The sequence below is a fragment of the Trichormus sp. NMC-1 genome, assembly GCF_001858025.1.
Lineage (GTDB): Bacteria > Cyanobacteriota > Cyanobacteriia > Cyanobacteriales > Nostocaceae > Anabaena.
The window spans coordinates 55,950-79,000 of record NZ_LZQD01000008.1; the positions used below are offsets into that span (position 1 = coordinate 55,950).

24 protein-coding genes are annotated in these 23,051 nt (G+C 37.9%); 12 read left to right on the forward strand and 12 right to left on the reverse strand.

The window, feature by feature from the left end; genetic code table 11:
• Positions 1–53 precede the first annotated feature (53 nt).
• Together A9Y75_RS21095 and A9Y75_RS21100 are read left to right on the forward strand one after the other, a co-directional pair.
• Complete coding sequence (locus A9Y75_RS21095; RefSeq protein WP_071191506.1) at positions 54–389, forward strand: c-type cytochrome; 336 nt, start codon at positions 54–56, stop codon at positions 387–389.
• Positions 390–402: 13 nt separating this feature from the next.
• Positions 403–1,422, forward strand: a complete 1,020-nt coding sequence (locus A9Y75_RS21100) for an aldo/keto reductase (protein WP_071191645.1) — start codon at positions 403–405, stop codon at positions 1,420–1,422.
• Here A9Y75_RS21100 and A9Y75_RS30270 read toward each other — a convergent pair whose 3' ends face one another.
• Positions 1,423–1,545 (reverse strand): hypothetical protein, encoded by a 123-nt coding sequence (locus A9Y75_RS30270; RefSeq protein ID WP_269086324.1) that lies wholly within the window; start codon positions 1,543–1,545, stop codon positions 1,423–1,425.
• Between the two features lie 103 nt (positions 1,546–1,648).
• Complete coding sequence (locus A9Y75_RS21105) at positions 1,649–2,119, reverse strand: DUF4385 domain-containing protein (RefSeq protein ID WP_071191507.1); 471 nt, start codon at positions 2,117–2,119, stop codon at positions 1,649–1,651.
• A gap of 71 nt (positions 2,120–2,190) precedes the next feature.
• Between A9Y75_RS21105 and A9Y75_RS21110 the strand changes: the two genes are divergently transcribed.
• Together A9Y75_RS21110 and A9Y75_RS21115 are read left to right on the forward strand one after the other, a co-directional pair.
• On the forward strand, positions 2,191–2,637 hold the full coding sequence (locus A9Y75_RS21110; RefSeq protein WP_071191508.1) for a VOC family protein: 447 nt from the start codon (positions 2,191–2,193) through the stop codon (positions 2,635–2,637).
• A gap of 8 nt (positions 2,638–2,645) precedes the next feature.
• A complete protein-coding gene (locus A9Y75_RS21115; RefSeq protein ID WP_071191509.1) occupies positions 2,646–2,927 on the forward strand; it encodes a hypothetical protein in 282 nt (93 codons plus the stop codon).
• 337 nt (positions 2,928–3,264) lie between these two features.
• On the opposite strand, the gene A9Y75_RS21120 is transcribed toward A9Y75_RS21115, so the two are convergent.
• From A9Y75_RS21120 to A9Y75_RS21130, 3 genes are all read right to left on the reverse strand, one after another.
• Positions 3,265–4,833: a metallophosphoesterase gene (locus A9Y75_RS21120; RefSeq protein ID WP_071191510.1), complete on the reverse strand. Its 1,569-nt coding sequence runs from the start codon at positions 4,831–4,833 to the stop codon at positions 3,265–3,267.
• A gap of 32 nt (positions 4,834–4,865) precedes the next feature.
• Positions 4,866–6,095 carry a damage-control phosphatase ARMT1 family protein gene (locus A9Y75_RS21125; RefSeq protein WP_071191511.1) on the reverse strand — a complete coding sequence of 410 codons (1,230 nt, stop codon included), beginning with the start codon at positions 6,093–6,095 and terminating at the stop codon, positions 4,866–4,868.
• 294 nt (positions 6,096–6,389) lie between these two features.
• Positions 6,390–6,974, reverse strand: coding sequence for a Uma2 family endonuclease (locus tag A9Y75_RS21130; protein ID WP_071191512.1), 585 nt, complete (start codon positions 6,972–6,974; stop codon positions 6,390–6,392).
• A 158-nt stretch (positions 6,975–7,132) separates the two neighbouring features.
• Between A9Y75_RS21130 and A9Y75_RS21135 the strand changes: the two genes are divergently transcribed.
• The 4 genes from A9Y75_RS21135 (at position 7,133) to A9Y75_RS21150 (ending at position 9,052) form a co-directional block, all read left to right on the forward strand.
• Positions 7,133–7,345: an antitoxin gene (locus tag A9Y75_RS21135; protein ID WP_071191513.1), complete on the forward strand. Its 213-nt coding sequence runs from the start codon at positions 7,133–7,135 to the stop codon at positions 7,343–7,345.
• Between the two features lie 44 nt (positions 7,346–7,389).
• Complete coding sequence (locus A9Y75_RS21140) at positions 7,390–7,740, forward strand: hypothetical protein (RefSeq protein ID WP_071191514.1); 351 nt, start codon at positions 7,390–7,392, stop codon at positions 7,738–7,740.
• Positions 7,686–8,252 carry a hypothetical protein gene (locus A9Y75_RS21145; RefSeq protein WP_143046470.1) on the forward strand — a complete coding sequence of 189 codons (567 nt, stop codon included), beginning with the start codon at positions 7,686–7,688 and terminating at the stop codon, positions 8,250–8,252. Before A9Y75_RS21140 ends, A9Y75_RS21145 begins: the two co-directional genes overlap by 55 nt.
• A gap of 71 nt (positions 8,253–8,323) precedes the next feature.
• Positions 8,324–9,052: a TIGR02391 family protein gene (locus A9Y75_RS21150; protein ID WP_071191516.1), complete on the forward strand. Its 729-nt coding sequence runs from the start codon at positions 8,324–8,326 to the stop codon at positions 9,050–9,052.
• A 49-nt stretch (positions 9,053–9,101) separates the two neighbouring features.
• Here A9Y75_RS21150 and murJ read toward each other — a convergent pair whose 3' ends face one another.
• The 4 genes from murJ to A9Y75_RS21170 all read right to left on the reverse strand — a co-directional run bounded on the left by murJ (position 9,102) and on the right by A9Y75_RS21170 (position 13,212).
• Positions 9,102–10,706 (reverse strand): murein biosynthesis integral membrane protein MurJ, encoded by a 1,605-nt coding sequence (gene murJ, locus A9Y75_RS21155; protein ID WP_071191517.1) that lies wholly within the window; start codon positions 10,704–10,706, stop codon positions 9,102–9,104.
• 123 nt (positions 10,707–10,829) lie between these two features.
• Complete coding sequence (locus tag A9Y75_RS21160) at positions 10,830–11,336, reverse strand: pentapeptide repeat-containing protein (protein ID WP_071191646.1); 507 nt, start codon at positions 11,334–11,336, stop codon at positions 10,830–10,832.
• Positions 11,337–11,343: 7 nt separating this feature from the next.
• Entirely contained in the window at positions 11,344–11,694 is a 351-nt protein-coding gene (locus A9Y75_RS21165) for a hypothetical protein (RefSeq protein WP_236721489.1), read from the reverse strand.
• Between the two features lie 24 nt (positions 11,695–11,718).
• Positions 11,719–13,212: an LCP family protein gene (locus A9Y75_RS21170; RefSeq protein ID WP_071191519.1), complete on the reverse strand. Its 1,494-nt coding sequence runs from the start codon at positions 13,210–13,212 to the stop codon at positions 11,719–11,721.
• 224 nt (positions 13,213–13,436) lie between these two features.
• Here A9Y75_RS21170 and A9Y75_RS21175 point away from each other — a divergent pair, with 224 nt between their 5' ends.
• From A9Y75_RS21175 to A9Y75_RS21185, 3 genes are all read left to right on the forward strand, one after another.
• Complete coding sequence (locus A9Y75_RS21175) at positions 13,437–14,501, forward strand: mannose-1-phosphate guanylyltransferase (RefSeq protein ID WP_071191520.1); 1,065 nt, start codon at positions 13,437–13,439, stop codon at positions 14,499–14,501.
• A gap of 281 nt (positions 14,502–14,782) precedes the next feature.
• Positions 14,783–16,426 (forward strand): AarF/ABC1/UbiB kinase family protein, encoded by a 1,644-nt coding sequence (locus tag A9Y75_RS21180; RefSeq protein ID WP_071191521.1) that lies wholly within the window; start codon positions 14,783–14,785, stop codon positions 16,424–16,426.
• Positions 16,427–16,432: 6 nt separating this feature from the next.
• Positions 16,433–17,413: an ATP-binding cassette domain-containing protein gene (locus A9Y75_RS21185; protein ID WP_071191522.1), complete on the forward strand. Its 981-nt coding sequence runs from the start codon at positions 16,433–16,435 to the stop codon at positions 17,411–17,413.
• 325 nt (positions 17,414–17,738) lie between these two features.
• Here the strand turns inward: A9Y75_RS21185 and holB are convergent, their stop codons facing one another.
• Together holB and tmk are read right to left on the reverse strand one after the other, a co-directional pair.
• Entirely contained in the window at positions 17,739–18,707 is a 969-nt protein-coding gene (gene holB / locus A9Y75_RS21190) for a DNA polymerase III subunit delta' (protein WP_071191523.1), read from the reverse strand.
• 3 nt (positions 18,708–18,710) lie between these two features.
• Positions 18,711–19,337: a dTMP kinase gene (gene tmk, locus A9Y75_RS21195; protein ID WP_071191524.1), complete on the reverse strand. Its 627-nt coding sequence runs from the start codon at positions 19,335–19,337 to the stop codon at positions 18,711–18,713.
• A 54-nt stretch (positions 19,338–19,391) separates the two neighbouring features.
• On the opposite strand from tmk, the gene A9Y75_RS21200 reads away from it, so the two are divergent.
• Positions 19,392–22,211 (forward strand): ATP-binding protein, encoded by a 2,820-nt coding sequence (locus A9Y75_RS21200; protein WP_071191525.1) that lies wholly within the window; start codon positions 19,392–19,394, stop codon positions 22,209–22,211.
• A gap of 77 nt (positions 22,212–22,288) precedes the next feature.
• On the opposite strand, the gene A9Y75_RS21205 is transcribed toward A9Y75_RS21200, so the two are convergent.
• Positions 22,289–22,768 (reverse strand): P pilus assembly/Cpx signaling pathway, periplasmic inhibitor/zinc-resistance associated protein, encoded by a 480-nt coding sequence (locus A9Y75_RS21205; RefSeq protein ID WP_071191526.1) that lies wholly within the window; start codon positions 22,766–22,768, stop codon positions 22,289–22,291.
• Positions 22,769–23,051: the final 283 nt, after the last annotated feature.

Sequence of the window (23,051 nt, forward strand, 5' to 3'; positions counted from 1 at the left end):
TGTGTTTAGTGCTTATTGCTGTAAATTGTCATCACAAAAATTGGAGAAGTTGGGTGAGAAGATTACTAACATTAATATTAGTTACCCTGTCATTATGGACAAGTATTTTGATTTTACCTGCTAATGCAGTAGATACTATAAATGGTGCAGAAGTTTTTAGCGTTCATTGTGCGGGTTGTCATATCGATGGTGGTAACATTATTAGATGGGGGAAAAATCTCAAAAAGAATGCACTCAAAAAATATGGGATGGATTCCTTAGAGGCGATTACAAATATCGTCACTAATGGTAAAAATAATATGTCAGCCTACAAAGAAAGATTAACAACAGCGGAAATTAAAAACGTTGCAGCTTATGTTTTGGAACAAGCAGAAAAAGATTGGAAATAACAATACAAAAACTATGACTTTACCTCAAGAAAGCTATTTACAATTTACCCCTGATTTAAAAATTTGCCGAATTTTAAATGGAATGTGGCAGGTTTCCGGGGGACATGGACGCATTAACCCAAAAACCGCTATTGAGTCAATGTTTCAATATGTCGATGCTGGTTTTACAACTTGGGATTTAGCAGACCATTATGGCCCAGCAGAGGATTTTATTGGTGAATTTCGTCGTCAATTAATTGCGACTCGTGGAGAAGAAGCTGTAAATAATATTCAAGCTTTTACAAAATGGGTTCCTCGTCCTGGAAAGATGACGAAAGAGATTGTCGAGAAAAATATTGATATATCTCTGGGTCGAATGGATGTGAAATCATTAGATTTAATGCAGTTCCATTGGTGGGAATATGGAGACTCTAACTATTTAGATGCGCTCAAATATATGGCAGAATTGCAAGATGAAGGTAAAATCAAACATTTAGCTTTAACTAATTTTGATACCGAACATTTGCAAATTATTACCGAAGCAGGAATCAAGATTGTTTCTAATCAAGTGCAGTTCTCATTGGTTGACAGAAGACCACAAGTAAATATGGTTAAATTTTGTCAAGAACATGATATTAAACTATTTACCTATGGTAGTGTTTGCGGTGGGTTGTTATCAGAAAAATATTTAGGTAAACCAGAACCAAAAAGCTTAGAAATCAACACCACCAGCTTGAGAAAATACAAACAAATGATTGTTAACTGGGGTAGTTGGGGATTATTCCAAGAGTTACTTTCTACCCTGAAAATAATTGCTGATAAGCATCAAGTAAGTATCGCTAATGTGGCTGTGAATTACATTTTAAATCAGCCAGCAGTTGGGGGTGTAATTGTCGGTGCAAGATTGGGAATTGCGGAACATTTAGAAGATAATGCTAAGGTGTTTGGTTTCAATTTAGATGTTGAGGATATAGGTAAAATAGATGCAGTTTCTCAACAATCAAAAGATTTATATAAGTTAATTGGTGATTGTGGGGATGAGTATAGACGTTAATTAAATAATAATGTAGGTTGTGTTAATGGAACGAAACCCAACATTTTCGTCATTCTGTTGGGTTTCACTGCGTTCTACCCAACCTACAATTTTTAAGCCTATTTTTATCTGAGATTTATACATTATGGTAGAGGCTTAAATTGTAGGGTGCGTTAAGCGTTGCTATAATGCCCCAAATTTCTCTGTACGTTATGGCTAATTCTCACTCTCTCAAACTTCCAAATCTTTACATAGCTGTAAGAAGCTGATGATTGGCTAACATTTGACGATATTTATCATTATTTTTTGCTTCTATCCATTTAGCTTTAAATATTGCTGCAGATTCAGCCTTAATTGGGTCTGTATCATAAGGCAATATCTCTTTTTTATTATCTGATGATGTGCTATTAGGATTATATTTTCTGCCGCTTTTATGATTAGCATAGCGACGGGAACGGATATATCCCATTTGCAAGAATTTCCTGGCCATATCTGCTCCCACAAAATCGTCTTGTTCCAGATAATCTAGAAACATACTATAAATTTTTTCACTAGATTCTCTGGCAATATCAGGAGTTTTAAAGCGCCAATAAGGCAGAATTTCTGATTTATAAGGTTCTACCAACAATACTCCCTGTTCGCCTCTACCTACCTGATAGATTTCTGGATTTTGGCGAAAGTCTATGGACTTAAAATCTAAAGAATAATCAAAAGGCATGATGGGTTTATACTAAAGATAAAAGTTCAAACTTCTTTTAACCTCTATCTTAGTAAATAAATTTGTTGGTTATGTTATCTAGCAATGTCCTTGCACCCGGCTACCTACGCAAAGTCCATCATATCGCTTTAAATGTCCACGATATGCAAGCTTCCCGCCATTTTTACGGTCATATTTTAGGTTTACACGAACTCACAGGAGAAGAAGTACCTGCAACATTAATAGAACTCGTAGCTACGGGAAAAGTCGCTAATTTTGTCACTCCCGACGGGACGATTATTGATTTATTTGCAGAACCGGAATTATCACCACCAAACCCTGACCCCAGTAAGTCTTTTACTAGAGCATATCATTTAGCGTTTGATATAAATCCAGAATTATTTGATCAAGCTGTAGCTGTTATCAGGGAAAATAATTTAGTAATTGCACATGGCCCAGTTACCCGTCCTACAGGTAGAGGTGTGTACTTTTATGACCCCGATGGGTTTATGATTGAAATACGTTGTGATCCTAGTTAAATGCGACAATGGAAAAAATATTAAAAGTCATTGAAGACGTAATTACTAACCCGCCAATTCCCCACGAACCTTATAAGCAATCATTAAAAAATTGGGCTATGTATTGCTTACGAGATAGAGGTTTTATAGTTGTTTATGCCCAAAATGCTGATTTTGCAGTGCAGTTTAAAAGCGGAGAAAAGTTCTATTTTAAAGTTTCAAATACTGGTGATGATTTAGATAATAAGTTTAATTGGATAGTTTGGGATGGTGTTGCGAAAAAAGTCAGTTTAATTCCGCAAATGTTATAAATTATAGTAGGTTGGGTTAAGCGACAGCGCTACCCAACAAGGTCTTGATAATGTTAGTTTAGTCTGCGCGATAGCACATAAATCTTTTTTAACGAACCGCGTTCGCGGAGCGTCCCGATAGCTTGCGTAGCGACGTAGGAGCTATAGGGATAGGACACGAAGGTAAGAAAGAGAAGTTTTCACAAATAGAATACCAAACTCTTGCGTTCTTCTCTGCGACTCTGCGTGAGATAAAAATCAGAACTGTGATTTCGTCGTAGTTCGTAAACGGGAGATGCTGCTGTGGGAACGTTAAAGAAAGTAAGTAATATTCCCCAACTCAGAAAAATGATGAGTATTAAATTATAAATGGTTCTAAAGAGCGATCGCACCATTTCCCCTCAACTAATTCTGTAACTAGTGGTGTAACCATAAACTTAGCAGGAAACCCCGCTTTTACATCTACCCGCACGCAGGAATAAGGTTTTTTCCTTTGAGAACCGTAACCACTGCGTCCCACATAAAGCAAAGAATCTGCCACTTTGCGAGTAGAATTACTGGCTTCATTAGTAAAAGTTTCCATCAGTTCCGTCCCTTCTTCCCGTTGACGACGGGGACGACGACCACTGCCACCAGAAACAATATAATTAATATGAGAATCAGCGTATCCTGTATTCACCGTCCGCAGATATTCCAAACAATGGGCGTGTCCACTAAAAATTACATCTACAATCGGACGTTCTTGAGTTATATTACCCAAAGTTGCCGCTACTTGCTCAAATACTCCCCGCAAACGATGACGTACTGCTAAAGTTTGTCCTTGATCCCACTTAGTTGCTTCTGTAACATAAGGAGGATGATGCAAAAATATTACCCGTCCCCGCACTTCTGAATTATGCCAAGATTCAATCAACCGACTTCGCAACCATTCAAGTTGTTCAAAATCGACATCAGCAATTGTATGAGATTCTAATTGCTTTTCCATATCAATTTTTACTTCGTTGATTTGGTCTAATTTACCACTTAAATCAGCCAATTGTTCAGCTTCGGCGGGGTTTTCGGGGTTGAGTTTGTCTAACTCTGCCAAAATTTGTAACTCTTCTTGGTCTATTTTCTGACAACGTTCTTGCAATTCCCGACGGTAAAGATCTCCGGCTTGGTTTTCTGGTAAAGGTTCTGGTGTATTAAAAGTATTGGCATCAAGGGCAAAAAAGTCAATTCCACCATAACGAAAAGTATAATACCGATTAGGTAAGCGAGTAAATTTTCCCGGTTGGTAATGCAAACATCGTCCTGTATCACTTTTAGCCGTGTAATGTGCGTCTAAATGAGATTCTAAATCTGTTGGGGAAAGCGCCGCTAAATAATCAATAAATGCCCTTGTATAAGCATCACCTTGATTGGAACCATGCCAACCAATTTCAATATCTCTATAGCGTAACATCCGGCGTACAGACAAGGTTGAACCTGTTATTAAGCGATACAGCAAAGGCACATCATAGTAATCATGATTACCCAAAACTGGCAAAATTGGTAACTTAAACACCATTTGGTCATAAGCAATATTTTTGGGGTTTTCACCACCTACCAAAAATTCCCGATAAGGTTCAATAAAATTGGTCGGATAATATTCACGGGAACCAATCGTATAAATTACATCACCAGTATGAAGCACAAAACGGCAATCATCGCTATGATTTAGCATCATTTCCGCAACTTGACGTTGAGGATGTTGTCCGTAATGGGATTTAGTACCAGTATCGCCCATGACCATAAACGAAAAATCTAGACTTTCCTCCCTGCCATCATCTAAAATCATGCAGGTTTGGTCAATTTCCCGTTCTTTAATGCTAGGATGCATCCATCGCACCCGTTGCTTCATTTTTTGGATTTTTACAGGAACCGATGGTTCAGAAATTAATCTCATAACTGAAATTAGCTAACGCTTATCTAAATAGCTTAGTCTACTAACTGAATTACACCCCATTGTCCATTAGTCAACCAATGAGGGTCAATTGTTGCTAATTCCACTATAACTTCTGATTTAAGACCTGCGGCAACTTCCGATTTTAAAGTACGTAAAGCTACCATTGGTGCAGGTAAATAAGAAACTATATCTGCAAAATTAGTGGTAAAATCCCAATAGCGATCGCCCAACAAGCGCCGATAATTAGCATCACCTTTGACAAGTATTAAATTCGACTTTGCTAATTCATTTTTTAGGGTTTTTGGTATTTCCCAAAATGGTAATGGTGAAGTCCAAAAATAATCTTCAGTTAAAACTAATTTACCTGAAGCTAGATTTGCGGTTAATCTCTGTCCCAATGATTGAACTTGAATATTGCTACTTTGCCATAAAAAATCTTTCGTATAATGCACATCTTTGATCATTGCATCAGATACAAAAGTTGGATGAGGCTTTAAGTGAAGATAAACCTGATTTGCAAATCCACTACCTAAGAGAAAATCCACTAAACATAAATCACAAATCAACTCAAACCCTGCATTATCAATAACCAAATCAATACAGTTATTCGGTGATTTTGTTAATAACTTAGTAACCGCAAAGGTATCATCTACTAATATATTATTTAATTGAGTCTGAATATTAAAACGACTCCTGTCATCTTCAAAAGCCGACCATAAACTTAAGTCAACCCGATTTCCCCACAATGCAAAATACAATAAAGCAATTAACGAAGATTTGCTAGGTTGATTTTCTTGTTGCGACTCATTTAACCATTGCTGCAATTGAGTACACAAAGAAATAATTGAGTCAATTGATGTTTCTAAACCTTGAGTTTTTTGTAACTCAAATGGATCAACATTTTGCCATTCTCCAGGTTTAAAGTAATTAGTAATATTCAGAATCAAACGATAAAAATAAGTTTCTGCAAAAAACCAAGGAATATCTACCCAACGTTGATTTTTATATGGTTCTAGATATTTCTCCCAGTCGGAAAAATCTGCACCCGTGTCATTTACTAAAGGTTGTAAATATCCGCTTGGTAGTTCTGCTGCTAGTTTTTCCAAGCTTTGATTGATTTCTGTGGGGAATTTATTTTCTATAATCACACGACGAGCAATATCTGGCATTCGTTGAGTAACTGTATACTCAGTAAAAGAGCCAGCATCTGAACCTACAAGCGGTGCTGGTAGTGGTAAATTGGGGATTTGAGGTTTATTCACTAAAAACTACTATCTCCCATTGATTTTTAATTATTCTAACCTGATTTTATTAATTGTTCTACTCAAAGCTGTTCAAAAATTAACTTTGTCAAAAATGCTAAATCCTTTGATTCCATCAGGTAGGGGTTTAGCAATGCTAAACCCCTAGGACACGTTTAGGTTTTTTCGTGATCTTGTAAAAGTTCAAATCTCAGTCTTTTAGGGTATAAACAGTTATCATCCTGAAAATAAAAAAAGTGTTAATTTGCAAACAGTTAATAACATAGGGACATTGATTAACCTTTTATTAGTTAATTATTCTTCATTGCTTTGTGTAAAATTAACTTGTTCATATAAGTCATTAAACGCAATCTGAAAATCAACTGTTTGCAGTTTAAAAATATCCGATTCAGATTCATATTCTGTGAATATCCATTTACTATCATCTGTTTTTACATACTGCATAACATGATATTGATATTGATTAATTAAAATATATTCTTTAAATTCAGGTATTGACCGATAATAAAGAAACTTATCACTTTGGTCATAATTGCTAGTTGATTTAGATGAAACTTCAGCAATTAATAAAGGATTCATCACGGTAGTTGTATTTGCTCCCGTGTAAATAGGTTCTCCTTGAATTACCATCACATCAGGGTATGTATATTGACGATAACGCGGTATCCACAAGCGCACATCACCAATATAAACATCATAATTTTTCTTTTTTAAAGCAAATTTCAGATAAGCATAAAAGTTACCTGCAATTTTATTATGATTTGTTGTTCCTCCAGTCATGGGTACAATGTCTCCGTCGCGGTATTCGCTTTTATATTCTGCTTTCTCTTCTAGTTCTAGATATTCTTCTGGGGTGTAGTACCGGGTTTGTGTTTGCATAATATCAACAGGGAGTTAATTATTGTGATATTAGTAATATTTTATCATATTTAAATGTTATGATTATGTAAATTCACTTCTGTTTTTGATTTATGGCACAATAATAAGTGATTTAGAAAGCAAGTAATTTAGAAATTAAAAGCAAGGATATCAAAACTATGAACACTGCCAAACTCAGCACTGACGGCATTCACCAAGTCGTAATTTTGCCAGATGACTTTCAACTTACAGGCACTGAAGTTTATATAAAAAAGATTGGTAATGCTATTGTTCTCATTGCTAAAGATAACCCGTGGCAATCTCTAATTGATAGTTTAGATAACTTCTCTGATGACTTTATGATTACCAGAGAACAACCGCATCTTGATTAACTAACCTGCAATTTACCAAATAGCTTAATGATGAGGTAAAAAATATGGTAACAGTATCAATTAAAGATGAATACATTGAAGTTTTATCTGCACTAGGAGATTTACAAGAATCAATGGATTTGGCGCTTAAACAGTATACTCTTGATAAGATTGCAGTAAAAATTGCTGAACTTCGTCAACGAGATGTTAAATATCAAGAAAAATATCAGCTAGATTATTCTAAGTTTTGTCAGAAAATATTTGAAGATGAAGCCTTTATGCAACAAATAGAAAGTTCTGTAAATAAAACATGGGAGATTGATTTAGCTGATTGGGAATTTTGCCATAAAGGAGTTGAAGATTGGATACAAAAATTACAGACTATTTTACTGATAACCCTATTGGAATTGGTATAATTATTAAATATTCATGTTATAATGTGCAAAAAACTGTACCCTTGAAATACGGTGTTTCAAAAATGAATTTACATAAATTTCAGTCAAGATGGTTCATTGAAAATGAGAATGAATCTTTTGAAGATTCATGGGTAGCAGATTTGACTGATGAGATGCAGTTTCTTAAAAACCTGAAATACTGGCGCACTGGTATGGGCAATTTTAATCAAATTTATTTAGTTAGTCTTGATTCGGATTATCAGGTTAGTTTTTTCGATTTTATGTGCTTAACTGATAGGATTTTTAGCGTATACAGGTGGGCTACTCCAGAAGCTTTTTATGAACTGTCAGGATTGGTATTATGTTTATCATCAATCAAAAACAAGTATATATTACATAATAATCACCCTGAGAAAATTCCATTAATATCAGAATTACCGCAAGATTTGTTAGACGGATTATTACTTGTACATAAACAGTTATTAAAATTGTCTGAGAAAAAATTATCTGAAAAGAAAAGATCCAACGGTTGATATCTATATGATTGCATCAACCCACAATTATTTGAAATAAACACCCATATTTATGACAAAGTAAAAATTAAATGTATAACTTAACGGAGACACAAAAAATAATAGCACAATGGCTAGTCAAAAGTGTTAGAGATAGGAAACTAGAGGAAGAATTTACAATATACTGGATCGAAACATTTGAAACATCATCTCCTCAAGCAGCATTTTTCGACTGGAGGGGAACTGAGGATGAACTTAAAGAAGTAGATTTGACTCAGGGTGCTTTAAATGCTCTAAATGCCAATGATTTACTATACATTGATCAAAATATCTCTCAAAGATGGAAATGTACTCTAAAAGGAAAAATTTATGAAGCTGTAGATGAAGACTTTAATGCTCCAGATACATCATTTCTAAAGTACCTAAGTCCCTTGACTGATATCAGTGGGTTTGATAAAGAGTTGAAACAAAGATGTTTACCTATTTTAAGTGCTGGAGGAGCAGATCCTATGTTGTGGGATTCTGCTGTAAGAACAGCAGGAGTAATTTTAGAAGAAAGGTTACGTGATGTGGGTTCTATATCTGACCCTAATAGAACAGGTCGTAACCTTGTCAATGATGTATTTGGAAATAATGGAACTTTAGCGTTAAAATTTACTGTCTCTTCAGAGAGAGATGGTTATCGAGAACTATATTCTGGTGTTGTAGGCGCTTTCCGAAATCCATCTGCTCATCGTTTGATTGATCCTTCTCCAGAGGAAGGAGGTGCTTTCATAGTTTTTGTAAACCTTTTATTGGTAAAGCTTGAGGCTCTTAGATAAAGTAAAAGCAAGATAAATTATCTGATGAGTTTATGAAACTTAAGTACATTTACCTCTTCAAAAACTTCTGCCGCATCTTCACCACAAAACTATTAACCTCCGGTATTCTCAACCAAGCTGCAACAACCGCAAATACCCCAATTCCCACCAAACCAGAAATAGACAACTCCAACAACAAAATAACTAAACCCTTATTTCCCAACACCTGCTGACAAGCAACCAAAGTCCCATAACTTGCAACCCCAGCGACAAAGCTACCCGCAGTTAAACCCAGAATTGGTAAACTCCATTCCCGCAAAGGTAAACCGTTCAATTTACGATTTAACAACCACAACAACATTAAAATTGAACTACAATTTACCCCAACTGTAGCTAACACCAAACCAGGCGCACCAAAAGGTTTAACCAAAACAAAATCTAAACCAGCATTCAGTAAAATATTAAAAATGCTAATTCTAAAAGGTGTTTGTCCATCACCTAAAGCATAAAATACTCTTACTAAAACATCACGCGCCAAATAGACAAACATCCCAATTCCATAAGCAACTAACAGAGAAGATACTAACTGTGTAGCTTCTTGTTTAAATGCTCCTCGTTGATAAACTACCTGCACAATTGGCTCAGATAAAGCTATCATTAACGCACCCAAAGGTAGCATGGTGACAGCAGTTAATAAAAGTCCTTGACGAATGCGTAATTTTAAATCAGGCCAATTTTCCGGTTCAGCTAATTTTGCAAATATGGGTAATAAAGGCAGTAAAATAATATTAGAAATAATCCCCAAGGGAGTTTGTACTAATAAATTGGCATAGTTAAAACCTGCGGCTGCACCTTTAATTGGACTGGCAAAATATAAATCAGTAGCGACATTAATCGGCATCATTCCCGAAGAAATTGTTGCGGGAGTCATGATTTTAATTACTTCTTGAACAGCGGGAGATTTAAAATCAAATCTCAGCTTTAATGTTCCTAAACCTAACCGCCACTGCACAATTAATTGTACTATCCATTGGAGAATCGCACCTGCTAAGGTTCCCCAAGCTAATATCATGCCACCGATTAAAGCATATTCTGGCTTGATGATATCTTTGCCATATTGCAAAGTTAAAATACCAATACCTGCAATTACGGTAATACTAGACAATAAAGGGCTAATTGATAGTAACCAATATTGATTTGCGGCGTTGAGAGTACCAAAACCAATGCCAATTAAACCGGCGAATAAGGCCATAGGAGCCATTATTTGCAATTGAAGAATTGCGATCGCTCTCGTGGTAGGCTCTAACCCATACCCAACTATATCAATGATTGGTTCTGCCAAGAAAATCTGAGCAATTGTCACCACCAACAGCAACCCACCGACTATGGTTGTTACCGTTTCTACTAAAGGTGCAGCTTCTTCTCGTTTGCGCTTGGCTAAAACGCTAACAATGGCACTATGTAAAGGTCCATTGACACCACCTAGCAGAATTAATAGAAAACCGGGGATAATATAGGCGTAACTGTACGCAGTAGCAGCAGCACCAACACCAAAAGCAGCCGCTATGGCTTGTTGTCTAATTAAGCCAAAGACTTTACTAATTAACGTCGCTGCGGCAACAATACCAGCAATGCCAGCGAAAGAACGAGAGGGTTTTTGTTCTGATTGTGTCACGAATAATAATAGTCAATTGTCATTAGTCATTGGGCATTGGGCATTAGGCATTGGGCATTTGTTAATTAACCCCCCTGCTCCCCTGCTTTTCTTCACTGTCACCTGTCACCTGTCACCTGTCACCTATTTACATCCCAAACTATCACGTGTAGCAACCCCAGTTACAGGATTAACACCATCTGCCCGTTCACACAATAAGGATACTTGATAACGGTCAATCAAAGCATCTGTAAAATCAGCACCAGTAACATCAGCATCATAAAAACGACTCCGGGTTAAAGTTGCTTCTGTGAAAATGGCATTTTTCAGATTAGCACCATCTAAGGTCACTCTATCAACTAAAGCACCTGTTAAATTTGCATCTGCTAAATTTGCTTTTAACAAAACACCTTTAGTTAAAATCGCATTAGTTAAATTCGCACCTTGAAAATTTGCCCCTCGCATTTCCGCAGCCACAAAAGTCCCACCGACTAAATCAGCATGAGAAAAATCTCTTTTTTCTAAAGAGGCGTTGTTGTAGTTGATGGTGTTGACTTGAGCAAAAGCAGGTTTGGGATTGATAATTACCCAGAACAAAGCCAACATCAAAATCAATATTAAAGTTAAAAATCTCAACAAAATCTTTTTCATAAGTTTATTAATTTTCATTTGTAGGGGTAAAGCGCAATGCTAAACCCTTACTGTTACTTATTTTTTGCCAATGACCAATGACCAATGACCAATGACCAATGACCAATGACCAATGACCAATGACCAATGACCAATGACCAATGACCAATGACCAATGACCAATGACCAATGACCAATGACCAATGACCAATGACCAATGACCAATGACCAATGACCAATGACCAATGACCAATGACCAATGACCAATGACCAATGACCAATGACCAATGACCAATGACCAATGACCAATGACCAATGACCAATGACCAATGACCAATGACCAATGACCAATGACCAATGACCAATGACCAATGACCAATGACCAATGACCAATGACTAATAACTATTTCCAATCTTTACCAATCCGAATTGTCAAGTCAGATTCCAAATCTCCAGTTGCTGACACATCGATTTGACCCAAGCCTAAGACTTGTTGTAAGTCAACTCCTGTTTGATGAGTTCCTTTCTGAACAACTATTTGAGTTTGACGTTGGGTATCAGGCCATTCAGGAACGGTGTAAATATTTGTAAAACCTTTTTGTTTGAGATAGGTAATAACTTGTTCCGTTAACTGAGGTTGATTGGAAGCATTTTGAATAGCAATTTTGAGGCGATACACAGGTCTTAAATCTGGCTTCAGACCGGGTACATTCACCCCAACATAATCATTCAATAAGCTTTGTTGTCCATTCATATTCAGCCAATAGCTATTGGGGTCTTTGCTGAATTTGCTGAATGTACCTGGTAACATGGTTAATTGAAAATTATCCCGCTCTACATTCGCGGAAAAATTAGCCAACGCCATCATTTCTTCCATTTTCAGATTGGTATCAAAATACTTTCGCATAATGCGAGTTAATTGAGGCAACCTGGGTAAAACTGTGGGACTATTCATTTGTTGCAGCAAAGAGGTTATCAGTGCTTGTTGTCGCTGCACTCGTGGTAGATCCCCTAAACCTGTCTCCCGAAACCTGGCAAATAATTCTGCTTGTTCACCGTTAAGAGTCTGCCAACCGCTGACTAAATTTACCGATAAACCACCAGCTTGATCTTTATAATTCATCTCTTGGGGTACAAATACATCTACCCCACCCAACTGATCAACTAATTGTCTCAGTCCACTAGTAGAGATGCGAATATAGCGATCAATGGGTGCATTATTTAAGGTGCGGCTCACTACCCTTGCGGCTAATACTGGCCCACCTTTAGCATTAGCTTCCGATACCTGAGTTAGCCCCTGTTCAGGAATCGAGATCATCGTTCCTCTGGGAATTGAAAGCACCCGAATAGATTTATCGCTGGGATTTAGCCGTACTAATAACATCGTATCGCTGCTACCCGCAAAACTTTCTGGGGAGCCATCAACAGTACCCTTAACTGGTTCGATACCCATAACTAAAATATTCATGGGTTTTGAAAGTTGGTACTGGGAGAGTTTACTCTTTAAATACCCAGGTACTTTTAGCTGATCTTTAGTATTCGAGCCAAAATCATCATCTTGGGCCTGATCTAAATTACTCCACAGAGGAGTCCAAAGTGCTAAACTTGATACTAGCAACCCGGATAAAATTATCCCTAAAACAAAGGTTAATATCCACAGTAGCCAGCGCGGCATCGTCAAACCCAACCGCTCATATATCTCATTAGGGAGCGCACCCACTGACTCGACGACATTTCGAGAATCAATTGGCGGCTGTGGTATTGCCTCTGCCTCTGATTCTGGGGCTTGTTGAGGTATGACCTGATTTTCCGTCCGTGGCGATCGCACCCCTTGATCTAAGGCGGGTACTTGCTGAGGTATAACTTGATTTTCTGACCATTGAACTTGTTTTATCACGATTCTCTCCCCACTCAACCACTCCCTAAAGGTATGTTAATGCAAGCTGCAAATCTTGCCAGATTTTGAGATTTTTTTAGATTTTTTTGGGGGTATTGCCATTAGCTACTGAGAAGAAATTCATAAATTTAACATTTTTGAAGACAATCCTAAATCCCAAATTCCAAATCCAAAATTGAATGAATGTACACTAGTATGGTTTTGAAGCAAGTGTATATGACAACATGAATAGTTCATTTATCCCTGTAATTCTTGCGGGCGGCAAAGGTGAGCGTTTTTGGCCTCTTAGTCGCCGAGACCGACCTAAGCAATTTTTAAGTCTCGATGGTAGTTCTAGAAGCTTACTCCAATCAACTGCTGATCGACTGCTAACACTCGCGGGCGGTTGGGATCACCTATGGGTGATAACTTCTAGTCAAATAGCTCAAGGAGTAAGAGAACAATTACCTGATCTGCCAAATCAAAATTTGCTGGTCGAATTAGAGGGAAGAGATACAGCAGCCGCAGTTACTTGGGCAAGTTTGGAAATTAAAAAGCGTTACGGAGCAGAGGCTGTGATTGGCTTTTTCCCCGCTGACCACTGGATTGCTGATCAAGATGTGTTTGCACATACCTTGAGTGCAGCTACCGAACTTGCGACTAGCACAGCAGCGATTGTCACTTTGGGGATCAAGCCGACTTTCCCATCAACTGGTTACGGCTACATTGAACAAGGTCAAAAGATGGGTAGCTTTAATGAGTTGCCAGCTTATCATGTCAACCGCTTTACTGAAAAGCCCAACCGGGAAACAGCAGAAACTTTTTTATCAACGGGACGTTTTAGCTGGAATAGTGGTATGTTCGTCTTTCGGGCAAGTGTGATTCTAGAAGAACTACATACCCATGCTCCAGAAATTATCGAACCTTTAGAACAACAAGGCCCTGATATTTACCCCCTGTTGCCTAAACAAAGTATAGATTATGCACTCATGGAAAAAACAACTCTAGCATATGTTTTACCAGTGGAATTTGGTTGGGATGATCTAGGCGACTGGAATGCGATCGAACGCTTACTCAAACAAGAAAATAACAAGAATGTTGAATTAGCTACCCATGTAGGGCTAGATACCCAAGGGGCGATTGTTTATGCCTCCAATCCTGATGATGTAGTTGTTACTATTGGGCTAGATGATGTCGTAATTGTGCGCGATCGCAATGTTACCCTGGTAGTAAAAAAAGAACGTACCCAAGAAATTAAGCAGATTCTCAAAATCCTGGAAAATGATCCCCGGTTTACTGACTTATTGTAAAAGTTAAAACTCTTGGTAGAGGCTCAAAAGTCTTGTTCCCAATTATAACTAGATTGTCTATAGTATTCTGTGACATTTAGCTTAAGCAACAACTTTGAGCCTTGAGTCAAGGGGATCACTATTAAATTTACTTTTTGTTTAACAAAAACATATTTCTTAATCAAAGATAATAGGTAAAGCCGCAGTAGGCAAGAGTTTTTTTTAAATTTTTAAATTTAAAATTTAAAATTTTGATTTTTAAATTTTGATTTTTACATTTTTTTGTCTTCAGTCCCCAAAAAATGTTCTTAACCCAAACTGTTCCCCGACAACGAGAAATTATTGAAGTAGTCCTCCGCAACGGCTGGGACTATATGCGAAGGTTGCTTACTGGTGGTAAAGCTGATCAACCTCAACTACCTACACCTGCGGTCTTAAAAAACATCTTGGTAGATTTGGGGCCTGTCTATGTCAAACTCGGACAGCTACTTTCTACCCGTCCAGATTTACTGAGCGCTGGTTACATTGAAGAACTGTCAACTCTCCAAGACGAAGTACCGCCAGTTCCTTGGTCTGAAGTAGAATTAGTTATCCGTAAACAGCTAAAACGCCCACTAGAAGAAACATTCAACACAATTAATCATGTCCCAGTAGCAGCGGGATCAATTGCTCAAACCCATCGTGCTACTTTAGCAGATGGAAGGGAAGTTGCTCTTAAAGTCCAACGTCCGGGAATCGATGTGACGATTGCTCAAGATATTGCTTTAATTCAAGGGATCGCGGATTTAGTAGCACGGACTGATTTTGGACAAAATTACGACATCAAATCCACTGCTGAAGAATTTACTAAAGCCCTAGAAGCTGAATTAGATTTTAAACGAGAAGCCGGTTTTACAGACCAACTCCGGCGTAACTTATCCCAAAGTCGTTGGTATGATCCCACACAAATAGTAGTTGCAGAAATTAACTGGGATTTGACAACAGAAAAATTACTGGTGATGGAGTGGCTAGATGGTGTTCCCCTGCTGTTAGCTGATTTAAGTAACGAAAATCCTCAAGATGCTGTCGCCAAACGAACAGAGATCACTACTTTATTATTTAGAGTATTTTTTCAGCAACTATATATTGATGGCTTTTTTCACGCTGATCCTCATCCAGGTAACTTGTTTTATCTCACATCTGGACGTGTGGCGTTGTTAGACTGTGGTATGGTGGGTAGACTTGATCCCCGTACCCAGCAAATCTTAACAGAAATGTTGTTAGCAATTGTAGATTTAGATGCTCAGAGGTGCGCTCAGTTAACTTTGCAACTTTCAGATTCTGCTCAACCAGTGATTTTGTCGCGGTTAGAAAATGATTATGACCGAATGCTGCGAAAATATTACAATGCCAGCTTGACTGATATAAATTTCAGTCAGATAATTTATGAAATTTTGCAAATAGCCCGCAATAATAAAATTCGCTTACCTAGCAATATGGGCTTGTATGCTAAAACCTTAGCAAATTTAGAAGGGGTAGCGCGTACCTTTAACCCAGAAGTGAATTTATTTGATGAAATTAAGCCATTAATCACAGATTTGTTTCGTCAGCAGTTATTGGGAGATAATCCAGTGCGATCGCTCTTACGCACCGCTTTAGATATCAAAAGTCTCTCTTTACAATCTCCTCGCCAAATTGAACTATTCTTAGACCGTGTAACATCAGAAACCTTTCAGTGGAACTTATCACTTCAGGGTTTAGACGGTATACGCCGCACAATGGATGATGTCGCTAATCGGCTTTCTTTTAGTATATTAGTAGGTTCCCTGATTATGGGTGCAGCTATTATTTCTAGTCAAGCCCAAACATCTCAGTTATCATTTGTAAGTAGTGTTCTATTTGCTGCGGCTAGTTTGTTAGGCTTGTGGTTAATTATTAGTATTTTGCGCTCAGGACGTTTAAGGTGAACTACTATGTCAATTATCATCGCTGAAAACCTGAGTAAATCTTATCCAGTAGCCATTAAAGAGCCGGGTATTCGTGGAACCATCAGCCACTTTTTTCGCCGTACCTATCGGCAGATTAACGCCGTTAAGGATGTATCATTTGAAATTGCTCCTGGTGAAGTAGTTGGTTTTTTGGGGCCAAATGGTGCAGGTAAGACTACTACTTTAAAAATGCTCACCGGGCTAATTCATCCTTCTAGCGGTACAGTCAGAGTCGCTGGACAAATTCCCTTTCGTCGTCAAGAAGCATTTTTGCAAAAAATCACCTTGGTGATGGGACAAAAACAGCAGTTAATTTGGGATTTACCAGCATTAGATTCTCTAAAAATTAACGCCGCCGTTTACAACATTTCTGATAAAGAATTTCATCGTCGAATCGGTGAATTAACAGAAATGCTTTCTTTAGAAGGTAAGCTTAACCAACCAGTCAGAAAACTTTCATTGGGTGAACGGATGAAAGCTGAACTGTTAGCAGCACTTTTACACCGTCCCCAAGTTTTATTTTTAGATGAGCCAACTTTAGGATTAGATGTAAATGCTCAAGTTGGAGTCCGCGACTTTTTAAAAGATTACAATCAACTTTATCAAGCAACTGTATTATTAACAAGTCATTACATGGCGGATATCACAGCTTTATGTCAAAGAGTGCTGGTAATTCACCAAGGAGAGTTAATGTATGATGGTAGCTTAGATGGATTATTAGAAAACTTCGCCCCTTACCGAGAAATCTATGTTGAATTAGCTCAAGCACTACCAGCAGAAAAACTTATGTCTTATGGTGATATCCAACTTTTAGAAGGTCGAGCCGTGCGGTTTATAGTCCAGCGAGAAGCACTTACTAGCACCGTATCACAAATTTTAGCTGATTTGGAAGTTATTGATTTAACAGTAACTGAACCACCTGTAGAAGAAGTAATTGGACGAGTTTTTAAAACTGGGTTTGTATAAGTAGCCATCATGAATTGCGTACACCAGGACACATGAAAAACTTCTTATTCCCCTCATCGCTTGCGGGGAGGGGTTAGGGGTGGGGTCTTATTTTCAAGTTAGTTGGACAAAATTAAATTCATTCTTGGAGAGAGGGAACTCTTAACAGAAAAACAAACATACTAAGGGCTGGTGTAATACCATTTCTTTGTGAAGTTGCGCCAAATCGGATCTTTTTTAAACGCAAAGGTACGCAGAGGTTAGCGCAAAGGTACGCAGAGATTTTATCAAGATAATTCCCTATGTTCCAAAATAATTAGGCGCATCTATGGCTACGCCACGCAAGCTATGATAGAGGATTGGTGTAACTACGCGACATTTGAAATATTGACAAAAATGTGCATTCCCAAACTAAGCGGGGTTGAGCATAACAAAGTAGATTTTTCCGAGTTTTTTCTAATTGTTCAATAATAGTTGGTTGATGTATTTGCTGCCAGTAAGATTGTTGTAGATAATCAATTAACCATAATTGGGCTTCTGTATCTAATTCTTTATCAATTTTTTTGGCTAATTCCAAGGCACTGCGATAAGATGTAGGTGTTTTTGTTACCTGTTGGAGTAAATCATTGGGAATTGTTTGTAATTGCTGATAAGATACGATCGCACTTCCTGGACTACCAGCCGCTAAACTCAAGACTTCTGGATGCTGTAAAATCTCTTCATTTCCTGTTTGTGTCAATACCTGAGCAACTCCAGACCTATCCAAACGATAAAAAGGAATCTTTTGACAGCGTGATACTAAAGTTGGTAACACAGATTCAGGTGAAGGTGCAATCAAAATTAATGTCGCCTGTCCAGGTTCTTCTAAAGTTTTCAACAAAGCATTTGCAGCCGATTCCGCCATCGTTTCCGCCTGTTCTAATACAACCACATTTCTAGAAGCTTCCAAAGGTGGACGGGAAAGAAATTGAGTAATTTCTCGAATTTGTTCTAGGCGAATTACAGGAGGTGCTTTTCGTTTAACTCCTTTCTCTGCTGCTTCTGCTGCTGTAAGTCGTTGTCCTTGATATTGATAAGTTGGTTCTACCCAAAATAAGGAAGGGTGATTTCCTTGACGAATACGATTTTGCAAAGTGGGAATTTGATGTGGTTCTATAGAACTAGAAAACAGCAATTCAATAAAACATCTTGCTGCTAAACTTCTGCCCACACCTTCAGAACCAACAAACATATAAGCTGGTGCAATTCGGTTTTGCTTGACAGCTTGGGTTAATAATTCTATTGCTTGTGGTTGCCCTATTAATGGTGAAAACATAATTTAATTAAACAAGCGCGCATTTAAAATTTCCTGGATCATTTTTTGGACAACTTCTTGACTCAAACTTCCATCTACTCGGAAAATTCTTGATGGGTAAGTTGCAGCTAATTCTGTATATCCTTGTTGTACACGACGATGAAAAGCAATTGTTTCCTGTTCAATACGGTCTAGTGTAGCTTGACCACGTTTGCGAGATAGTCCCACCTCAACATCAACATCTAGCCAAATAGTCAAGTCACTTTCTAAACCATCAGTAGCAATGTTATTAAGCTGATTAATTATACTCATACTTAAACCCCTGCCATAACCTTGATAAGCAATGGTAGAGTCAGTATAGCGATCGCACAAAATATATTTCCCTACTGCTAAATTCGGCTTGAGTTCCTGTTCAATGTGTTGCGCCCTATCAGCAGCATACAACAGTAATTCTGTCACTTCCCCAACAGGCTTATCCTCTGATTTTTCCAGCAGTAGTCGGCGCAAATGCAACCCTAACTCTGTTCCCCCTGGTTCACGAGTTAGAATCACAGATACGCCTTGACTTTCTAGCCATAAACTACACATTTGCATCTGAGTAGTTTTACCACAGCCTTCGACTCCTTCAAATACAATTAATTTACCACTCATGTTTTGAAATTTTTCTCCTACCGATTTTTTTACCCTAAGACAGCATAGAGATTTATGTCACGTTCCCATAGTCCAGTTGATCATCAGTTTGCATTCCAAAGCTTACCAAGAAGTATGAGTACTTTGGAAACCTGGACTTTTGGTGTTACAAATCATCTCAGTTGGATAACATTAGTCCCAACTGTTCATGCGGACTTGGGAACAGCAGCTATTTTCGTTTGGGTTCCCGCTGTCATAGTCGGAATGCTAATCAACTATCAAGTCAAACATCTAGGTAGAAATTTTTTAAATGTAGCTGGGGGAACTCCTAACTACATCACTCGTTTGTGGCAAGGCTACCCCATTATTGCCCGCTATGCCGCCATTGGATATTTCATATCGTGGCTTTCAGTTGTACCACTCAACTCGGTGGTACTCACAAATATGATTACTTCTAATCTAGAAGTACTGGGTATTCCCTGTCCAGAGCTAATTTTTAAACTCGGCTTTACCTTATTACCCTTTGTTGTTGCTTTTAGTGGCAGTCGTGCTTTAAGTATTTTACATCTATTATTTTCACTTCCTGCCTTACTTTTGCTTTTATTATTCTGTTTGCAAGGATTGGGTTTTTTAGTTTTCTCTCCCCATAGTCCCAGCTTTTTTCCTCAGCATTGGACATCGTTAAATTTTATAAATTGGGCTAAATGGTTCTTTTTTCTCAGCTATACCACCTACAGTTGTGAAACTGTTTCATCATTTGTCGCTGATAGTCGTCACCCCAAACAAACTTTAAATTTTCTCGATATTGCAGCTTGGTTAATGCTGCCCATTTTTATCGGTGGTTCTTGGGTAATTATCCGATTATGCACAATTGAAGGTCTAGAAGATAATCCTTATCTTAATTTTGCCGTAGCATCTGTATCATTTTGGGGAGACTTTGGACCGATAACCGTCACTTTTTTACTGACTAGTTGTTGTTTACTCGGTTCAGCAACCGCAATTTCTAATTCACCCCGAATTATCTATCAGTTAGCTGTAGATAAACACTTAGCACCAGTTTTTTCTTTAGTTTCATCTCGTGGGGTATTTGGTTCATCACTGGTTTTGAGTTTATGCATCAGCATGATCTATTTTCTTTGGGGAGACATATCTCAAATTGTCATAGTGGGAAATGTTGCCTGGTTTGTAGCGTTCATGCTCATGCATTTAGGGTTATGGAAAAAACGAAATCAACCAGATATATTGTGGCCAAAACTATCTTTAGTCTTTTTTATCATAGAAGCTGTAATTTTATTAGTGACTGCCTATGCTTGGGGTTGGCAAGATTTTTTGGCAGGATTATTAGCGCCCTTTGTTGTATTAATGATTGATGCCTTAGTGCGTTATCTTCCCATTCCTGTTTTCCGTTCCCATTGGTGGATAAAGCTGTATAAATCACATCAGCGAACCTCAATTAAAGACCCCCTAGCTATACAAGTGGGGATATTAATGTTTCTCCTCTGCGGTGCTGTTTTGGTGGGTTGCTTATTTGTTTGGTTATTGAATGTAGCCCCGATCACTACTGTGAAAAATCTGGTCGTTATTTTGTTGATAACAGTAGCATTTGTCGGAGTTGCGATCGCTTGTTGGACAAGTTTACCCCAAGTAGTTGCTCTAGCAGAAGCACGAGAAGCCGCAGAACACTTATTTACTGTTGCCCAAGATGGAATTTTAGTAGTAGATGAACAGGGTATTATCCGCCAAGCAAACCCGGCAACAGAAGACTTTTTTGGTTGTAATCCATCGCAATTATTGGGGCATCACCTACAAAAATTCCTACCCGAATTAACCGCATATCCAGAACAATGGGACAAACGAGGAGAACATACTCTATGCGATTATCAGAAAATCAGAACTTTGGAAGTTTCCATCTCAGATCGACTACATCAAGATTTTCAAGAATACGTCGTTATTGTCCATGACATTACCCAACGCAAGCAAGCTGAAGAAATATTGCTACATTCAGAAGCTCAATTACGCGAAGAGGCACAACAATTAGCTGCTCAATTAGTGCAGAGTGAAAAAATGTCAAGTTTAGGACAATTGGTAGCAGGTGTAGCCCATGAAATCAACAATCCTGTTAGCTTTATTTATGGCAACCTTACCCCAGCTAATATATACATTCAAGATTTAATTAAACTCATACAACTTTATCAGCAACACTATCCCCAGCCGAATGCAGAAATACAAAATGAAATTGAAACTATCGATCTCGATTTTATCATGGCAGACTTGCCTAAATTACTCAATTCAATGAATGTTGGCGCACAAAGAATTACAGAAATCGTCGTATCTCTGCGAAATTTTTCTCGCTTGGATGAAGCAGAAATGAAAGCTGTGAATATCCATGAAGGTATTGATAGCACGCTGATGATTTTACAAAGTCGTTTCAAGGCGACATCTGACCGTCCAGAAATTGAAGTTATTAAGGAATACGCTAATCTACCGCTTGTAGAATGCTACGCTGGGCAACTCAATCAAGTATTTATGAATATTCTTGCTAATGGGATTGATGCCATAGATGAGTCATCTGTATCTGGTCAATGGTTAATAGTCAATGGCAAAACAATTGACAATCCCAAAATAGAGATTTATACCGAAATTACTAGTGACCAAGAAGTAGTAATTTGCGTCAAAGATAATGGTTCTGGCATTAATGAAAATGTACAGAAACATTTATTTGAACCATTTTTCACTACAAAACCAGTGGGTAAAGGTACAGGATTAGGCCTATCTATTAGTTATAAAATTATTACCGAAAAACATGGAGGCAATTTAAAATGTCTTTCTGCACCTGGTATTGGCACAGAATTTGTAATTATTATTCCCTTAAAACAAAAAACAATTGCTGATTGAATAATCAATGAAGTGCAGAAAGTGGGATAGAAAGTATTTTCCTAACTTCCTCTGATTCCTACTCTCTGCTTTCCTCATTATTGGGGGTTAGATTGTTGACGGCGTGATTTTCTATTCTCCCAACTTTGCTTGAGTTGTTCCCGTTGTGCTGGAGTTAGGACTGCTTGCATTTTTTGTTTTGAAGACTTCTTGATTTCACTGATTCGGGTTTTCTGCGTTTCAGTCAGATTTAGAGAAGCAAAAGGCTCTTTTTTACCTTTCCACTCACCTCTTTGCTGTGAAGACTGACTTCGACGTGCCTCCATCGCTGCTTTTAGCTGTTGTTTTTGTTCTGTTGTCAGAACTTTGTCCATTTCAGCGCGTGTATCGCGGCGAATTTTCTGAATTTCGGTTTTTTGGGCATCAGTTAGTCCCAGCTTTTGCCAAGCACCCTTTTTGGCAAATTGTTTACCTGGTTGGACTGAAGGGGGAGTTTGTTGTGCTTGCGCTGCGAAGGGAATTGCAGTTACAGTTAGCGCAAGCGCAGCAGCCATAAATGATAATGTTTTGAGTTTCATAAATAAGCTTGTGTTTTTTTTGTTTGATGTCACTATCATAAGAACTTATCCTCAGCAACTACATGAGGATAAAGTCACGTCTACATCCATGACTAAAGTAATGGTTCAGTCCTGACAAAGGTGACTAGTACCGCAGGGCGGAAGTCAAAAGTCAAAAGTCAAAACGAAGACAGCATAAGATTGTTGGAGATTTAGAATGGTTGGTTTATTTACGCCGTGCTGTACTAGTTACAGTACGGCGGAATTAAAAATTAAAAATCCCAAATGTAAACTTTTGAATGAT